Raw genomic sequence first — 6,000 nt, 5'->3', positions numbered from 1 at the left:
TCTGGTAACTCCACTTATATCTCAGTCAAGGACGATATGACCACCGCTTTCAGTAGCCAACTGTCAGGTGAATACTATCTCTAAACAGATTAGCTTTTTTTCTGCAGGGATTTCCAAAGGCTCCTGAAAGTGGATCTTTCGGGGGCCTTTTCTTTTTTTCAAGTTTTCCTACTTGACTGTCGAACCATTGTGATGTGATAGATAATGTAATGGGTTGAGGATGCGGACGTCCCTGATTGATTTTAAATCCTGAGACAGATGGGTTGCTATGTTTGAGCAGAAGACAATTGCGGTGGTCATCCCGGCGTATAATGAAGAGAAGCTGATTGCCAAAGTCGTGGCCACCATGCCATCGTTTGTTGATCATATCGTTATTGTTGATGATTGCAGTACCGATGCAACCGTTGCGGCTGTAAAGGAGCTGGAGGCTGTCAATGGCAAGGTTCTGCTGCTGGCGCATGAACGCAACCAGGGAGTCGGCGGCGCTATCGCCACCGGCTACAAGTGGGCTCGTGACCAGCGGGTTGAGGTGACGGCGGTCATGGCTGCAGATTTCCAGATGGATCCGGCTGATCTGCCAAGAATTGTCGGGCCCGTCTGCCGGAATGAGTGTGACTACACCAAAGGCAACCGGCTGTTCCGCGGCGAGTCATGGGAAATGATTCCCAAATATCGCTATATCGGCAACTCATTTCTCTCGTTATTTACCAAAATTGCCTCCGGCTACTGGCATATTGCCGATTCCCAGAGTGGCTATACAGCCATCTCCCTGGCGGCTCTGGAACGGATCGATCTTGATGGCATCTACCCACGCTACGGGATGCCCAATGATTTGTTGATCAAATTGAACATTGGCCATTTCCGGGTCCGTGATGTTTCCATCCGTCCGGTTTATAATGTCGGCGAGCAGTCAGGTATTAAAGTGAGAAAAGTTCTCTTCACTATTCCCTGGCTGCTGACCAAAGGTTTTTGGCGGCGGATGTTTGAAAAATATGTCATCAGGGATTTTCATCCCTTGATCTTCTTCTATCTTTTGGGTTTTGCTTTTGGGCTTGCCTTTCTGGTGCTTGCCGGTAAAATTTTCTACCAGAAAATGACCCTTGGTTTTTTCCCACCGACTGCTACTTTGGCAACTATGTTTGCTTTTATTGCGGCCAGCCAGTTTATCCTTTTTGCCATGTGGTTTGATATGGAGAACGGCAAGGAATTGAAATGACAGATGATATCAGCGGCGGCGCAGAGAGATGATAATTCGTTTGCCCTGATTGATGAGGAAATCGCTGCAGGCTGAAAACAGCCATTCACTTTTTGTTGTGGTCCAGCGATTGGGATGGGTGAGTATACAGATATCCCTATGGTGCTCACCTGACAGGTATGAAATGAGGTCGCTGGTGCTTTCAAGTGGTGGCAGAGGGGCCTGATCCACCCGGTCCCTGACATTGTATCGATGGGGATTCCATGTGCGGCCAGTATCAGAGAGGTAGGTTATTGCCTGGTAGTCAAGGGACAGATAGCATTCACCTGCAATGCCGAACGTTTTGAAATCATATCTCTGCCAGAGGGTGCGGTTGTCATAGGGTGAGAGGGGCCGGCCATGCATGCTGATAGTGGTAACCGGGCATAGGGAACGAAATTCAGCCAATTCTTTTTGAAAGAGGAGAATGGCCCGGTCATAATCGCCGTTGCATTTCGACAGGGTTTCATAATGATAGCCGATTTCATGCCCCATGGCATGAATTTCCTTGATGATTTCAGGGATATAGACCCCTTGAACAAAGCGAAAATAGTAGCTCGCTTTGATGCCCAGACGATGTTCAAGCTTGGCCATGTTCAAGGCAGTGTGCGGTTGGCGGTCTACGTCATGGCGGAAAATAAGCGCCGGCGAGTTCCTTTGCGTTTTGTTGACTGCCTCATGGATTGTTTTGATAACAAAATGATGATCGAGAACAGTTTGGCAAAGCTGCTCGTACATGGGCAGGGTAAAGTCAGGATAGCTGTCGGAGAAATCTAACATGTTTACTCCTTATGATGGAAAATAGTAAACCCCGCTATATGTTTTTTGTTTCCACCGGCAGGTGTGGCACCAAAAGAATAGCAGAAATCCTGCGTCAGGTGTTGCCGTCTGAATATTCCGTCATGCATCAGACAACCTATGCACGACTGGCGAATGTTCTTGGTAACATTCAGTACCATCTTCCCCTTTTGGCCTGTTTTAGCGAACCATTATACCGATTTATAATAGAAAAGAATAGTCGGCCTGGCAACCATATTATTAGTACCGACCCCCTGACCTCCATGATTATCCCGGAAGCATTGGTACGGTCATCGAGAACTGCGATTATTCATATTGTCAGGGATGAGGATGACTTTGCCCGGTCTCTCTACCGGTTGACCAGAACCAGAAAAAAGAGTTTTATTGCCCATAACATGATTCCTTTTTGGCAGCCATTGTTATGGCCGTTGGAAAATCTAACAAGTAAAGCCATTATTGATAAATACCGAGTTATTCATCGGCTGAAAAATGATTATTTTTTGAGAAAATATGCTAAAAATCCGCATTACCAGAGGGTGACCATGAGTCAGCTGTTCAGCGACGATGTGTTATCGCAATTCATTACTGATTTTTTTAAGATTACGCTGAAGATCTCAGCCACAGAACTTGAAACAAAGGCAAACGCAACCTTGCCATGAAAATGCTTCCCTTTTTTGACAGGATATCGGCTTTCTTTATCTGGCTTGCATGGTTTTACCCGAAGGCCAAGGGTATTCCCATAATGCACCAGCTCTATTTTTTCCTGCCCCAAAAGTTACTTAGAATCAATGGCCGGGTTCCCTGGCCGGTTCATTTCTCATCAAGAATACTTTACTGGAAAAACATCAGGATTGGCAACCGTTGTGCTCCGGGAATGAACTCATCCTGTTATATCCAAGCCAGAAACGGTATTGTTTTTGGTCACAATGTCCGAGTTGGCCCAGGGGTGGGCATAATCAGTTCTGGACATGATCTCAATGATTATGACCGGCATGTGCAGGGGCCTCCCGTCAGAATCGGTAGTAATGTGTGGATCGGTATGAATGCGGTAATTATGCCAGGTGTTACTATCGGTGATAATGTGGTTATAGGGGCCGGTTCGATTGTAACCGCTGATATCCCCTCAAACGCCATTGCTGCTGGCAACCCATGCCGGGTTGTCAAGGAAAAAGAGCCTTACAGTGGCCGCGATTACTCCTCGGTATCTTCCCCAGATTAGCATGAAATTTTTTCAATCGAAAAAATTTTCCTTTACTCTGTCGGTGGCTCTTCTTGTGCTCATTGTGATGGTAGCTTTCTATAATCGTAAAGCCCTGCTACGGGTCATGGGTCAGGCGGAACTTCCGTGGATTGGTGCTGGTTTAGGTTGTTATTTTTTCAATTATGCGACCCGTGCCTATCGCCTTCGGATGCTTTCCGGAGATCAGGTTCCTTTTTACCCGGCGGCGATCAAATCATCCTGTTTGCACGGTTTTTATTCCTATTTTCTGCCTTTACGAAGTGGAGATCTCTCGTTGCCCTTGCTCCTGCGTTGTAATGCGCAGCTGCCTCTTCTTCTGGGCAGTGGTATTTTGCTCCGAGCCAGACTGCTTGATTTTTTTTCTTTAGGGTTGTTGCTTTCTGCAGCGTCACTTTTATCCGCCCCCCAATTGCAAGCCTATGTAAGATATCTCTTTTTTTTCAGCGGGATAGGTCTGCTTCTGTTGCCTTATGGAATTCTTTTTCTCCTGCATGCCGGTAATAATAGGTTGCAGAGGACGCTTAACAATCGTTTAGCAGGCATGAAGGTCAGCTATTTTGTCACCAGGGAGGTACTGGTCAGCCTCTTAATCTGGTTTTGGACCGGCTGTACTATTTTTTCTGTGATTCAGTCCCTGTCCATTCCCCTGGCATTTATGGATGTTTGGTTTCTGGCGGCCATCCAGCTTCCCCTGCAGTTGTTTCCCCTCCAGGGGTTGGCAAATGCCGGCAACCATGAAGCCGGTTGGCTGGCAGCACTCAGTATGCTGGGGATTGCCCCCGCACAAGGATTGCCATTGACCATGGCCTCCCATGTCATTCTCATATCATATGTGGCTATCCTTGGCAGTTTGGCTCTGATGTTGCGGTCGCCTGAACCTGCCGAAGGTGATGTTGCCTGTGATATCTGAATACTTGTTTGATGATGGGCTTTCTTTTATTGTTCAGAAGGTTATGCTGAAACGGCGCCAGCGGCATGCAAGTGGCGGTAGCGCTGCGGTCAGGGGGGGATAGTCAGTAGTTCTGCCTTGTCGGGATGACGCCCCGGACACCGCCCCGGGGGTTGGCCACATCGTCTTGGCGGCGGGGAATCAAGTGAATGTGGGTGTGAAAAATGGTCTGACCGGCGGACTGGCCGCAATTCATGCCGATGTTGAATCCTGTGATAGAAGGGTCGTTCTGCTGCAGGGTGGCCGCCGTCTCTTTGATCAGCTCCCATGCCTCAGTCATTTCCTCAGCGGTCAGTTCAAGGGGATCGGGAATATGGCGGAAGGGGATGATCAGGTGGTGTCCTGTGGTAACCGGAAAGCGGTCGGCGATGAGGTAAAAATGCCTGCTTTTCCTCCTGTTGCTGAAGGTTTCCGGCTGACAGAAAATACAGCTGACAATGTTCTGTTCATGTTCCATGAACCTCACCATATCCCAGCCATAAGTTCTTGTCAAATCGCTGTTCCTATGGTAGGTCAAAAAATCATCATGACTGTTGGTTGTCCATCGAAAGGGAGAACTGGTGGAGCAGATTAATTATGTCCCCCGGGGTTTTTGCACGATTACGATGGTTGTTGACGGGGCATCATCCCAGTCGCGGGCTAAAGATTTGATGATTTTTCCCCTTGAAGATCCGACCTCTGAACAGACCCACCAGCTTCGCTTCTATGATTGCAGCTGCGGCTGCCTCCGGCAGCTTCCCGGGATGATTGTCGAAGCCGGGGAAGAACGGATTGTCTTTGCAGTTTCTGCGGAGAAACAGTTTATCATTGAAAGACTGGCACGTCCCTGAACCGGTACCGGGAGAAAATCAGGTAAGCTATGCCGAACAGCATGCAGGAATACCGCATATCATCTGAACCCTACTATTTGCCTTTGGGCAACGAGGTGGCGTTGTTCATGGCTGCCTGCAGGGAGCGGTTGCCGGTGATGCTGAAAGGGCCCACTGGCTGCGGCAAGACCCGTTTTGTGGAGCATATGGCCTATGTCCTCAAACGGCCGCTGATCACCATCTCCTGCCATGAAGATCTCTTTGCCGCTGATCTGGTTGGCCGTTATCTCCTCACCGGTGATGAAACCGTGTGGATGGACGGCCCTTTAACGCTGGCGGTCCGCCATGGGGGAATCTGCTATCTCGATGAGGTGGTGGAAGCCCGCAAGGATACGACGGTGGTTATTCACCCGCTGGCTGATGACCGTCGACTGCTGCCCATTGACAAGCGTGGCGAAATCCTCAAAGCTCATCCTGATTTTTTGCTGGTGATCTCTTATAATCCCGGCTACCAGTCAGTGCTCAAGGATCTTAAGCAGAGTACCCGTCAACGCTTTGTTGCCCTGGAATTTGACTATCCCGCCGTCAGTGAAGAAAGTGCTATTGTCAGCCGGGAAAGCGGCATTGAACAGGATATGGCCACACTGCTGGTGGAACTGGCGGGCCGCATCCGTCACATCAGGGAGCAGGGGTTGGCCGAAGGGGCCAGCACCCGGCTGTTGATCTATGCCGCCCAGCTGATTCGCCAGGGCATTGGGCCGCTGGAAGCCTGTCGGGCCGCCATTATCCAGCCGCTGACTGATGATCCGGGATTATTGGAAACCCTCGAGGAAATCATCAGCGACATGTTCGGCTAGTCGCCAATCCGTTCTGCCGATCTCCCCGGTACCCATCAGATTTTCCGGAAGCAGCACTGTGCACTCATCAGGAAGGCATGTGCTCCTTCTTCCCAGCTATTGTCAACCTCCCA

8 protein-coding genes are annotated in these 6,000 nt (G+C 49.3%); 6 read left to right on the top strand and 2 right to left on the bottom strand.

Annotated features, from left to right (window positions below; genetic code table 11):
* Positions 1-268 precede the first annotated feature (268 nt).
* A complete protein-coding gene (locus tag JXO50_02975; protein ID MBN2332048.1) occupies positions 269-1,216 on the top strand; it encodes a glycosyltransferase family 2 protein in 948 nt (315 codons plus the stop codon).
* A 9-nt stretch (positions 1,217-1,225) separates the two neighbouring features.
* Here JXO50_02975 and JXO50_02970 read toward each other — a convergent pair whose 3' ends face one another.
* Positions 1,226-2,014: a hypothetical protein gene (locus JXO50_02970; protein MBN2332047.1), complete on the bottom strand. Its 789-nt coding sequence runs from the start codon at positions 2,012-2,014 to the stop codon at positions 1,226-1,228.
* Between the two features lie 11 nt (positions 2,015-2,025).
* Here JXO50_02970 and JXO50_02965 point away from each other — a divergent pair, with 11 nt between their 5' ends.
* The 3 genes from JXO50_02965 (at position 2,026) to JXO50_02955 (ending at position 4,182) form a co-directional block, all read left to right on the top strand.
* Entirely contained in the window at positions 2,026-2,691 is a 666-nt protein-coding gene (locus JXO50_02965; GenBank protein ID MBN2332046.1) for a hypothetical protein, read from the top strand.
* On the top strand, positions 2,688-3,251 hold the full coding sequence (locus JXO50_02960; GenBank protein MBN2332045.1) for an acyltransferase: 564 nt from the start codon (positions 2,688-2,690) through the stop codon (positions 3,249-3,251). The genes JXO50_02965 and JXO50_02960 overlap by 4 nt, the downstream gene beginning before the upstream one ends.
* 67 nt (positions 3,252-3,318) lie before the next feature.
* Positions 3,319-4,182, top strand: coding sequence for a flippase-like domain-containing protein (locus JXO50_02955; protein ID MBN2332044.1), 864 nt, complete (start codon positions 3,319-3,321; stop codon positions 4,180-4,182).
* Between the two features lie 103 nt (positions 4,183-4,285).
* On the opposite strand, the gene JXO50_02950 is transcribed toward JXO50_02955, so the two are convergent.
* Entirely contained in the window at positions 4,286-4,678 is a 393-nt protein-coding gene (locus JXO50_02950; protein MBN2332043.1) for an HIT domain-containing protein, read from the bottom strand.
* Positions 4,679-4,781: 103 nt separating this feature from the next.
* On the opposite strand from JXO50_02950, the gene JXO50_02945 reads away from it, so the two are divergent.
* Together JXO50_02945 and JXO50_02940 are read left to right on the top strand one after the other, a co-directional pair.
* Positions 4,782-5,051: a hypothetical protein gene (locus JXO50_02945; GenBank protein MBN2332042.1), complete on the top strand. Its 270-nt coding sequence runs from the start codon at positions 4,782-4,784 to the stop codon at positions 5,049-5,051.
* 29 nt (positions 5,052-5,080) lie between these two features.
* Positions 5,081-5,887 (top strand): CbbQ/NirQ/NorQ/GpvN family protein, encoded by an 807-nt coding sequence (locus tag JXO50_02940; GenBank protein ID MBN2332041.1) that lies wholly within the window; start codon positions 5,081-5,083, stop codon positions 5,885-5,887.
* Positions 5,888-6,000: the final 113 nt, after the last annotated feature.

This window comes from Candidatus Anaeroferrophillus wilburensis, assembly GCA_016934315.1.
In the GTDB taxonomy this organism is placed as follows: Bacteria; Desulfobacterota; Anaeroferrophillalia; order Anaeroferrophillales; family Anaeroferrophillaceae; genus Anaeroferrophillus; species Anaeroferrophillus wilburensis.
The sequence above is the reverse complement of the archived record's forward strand: the minus strand, read 5'-3'. Positions and strand labels throughout refer to the sequence as shown.

Bases quoted from the DNA above. Each gene is read 5' to 3' on its own strand.
- JXO50_02960 (MBN2332045.1), top strand. From the start codon at position 2,688: ATGAAAATGCTTCCCTTTTTTGACAGGATATCGGCTTTCTTTATCTGG.
- JXO50_02965 (MBN2332046.1), top strand. From the start codon at position 2,026: ATGATGGAAAATAGTAAACCCCGCTATATGTTTTTTGTTTCCACCGGC.
- JXO50_02940 (MBN2332041.1), top strand. From the start codon at position 5,081: ATGCCGAACAGCATGCAGGAATACCGCATATCATCTGAACCCTACTAT.
- JXO50_02950 (MBN2332043.1), bottom strand. From the start codon at position 4,678: ATGGAACATGAACAGAACATTGTCAGCTGTATTTTCTGTCAGCCGGAA.
- JXO50_02970 (MBN2332047.1), bottom strand. From the start codon at position 2,014: ATGTTAGATTTCTCCGACAGCTATCCTGACTTTACCCTGCCCATGTAC.
- JXO50_02955 (MBN2332044.1), top strand. From the start codon at position 3,319: ATGGTAGCTTTCTATAATCGTAAAGCCCTGCTACGGGTCATGGGTCAG.
- JXO50_02975 (MBN2332048.1), top strand. From the start codon at position 269: ATGTTTGAGCAGAAGACAATTGCGGTGGTCATCCCGGCGTATAATGAA.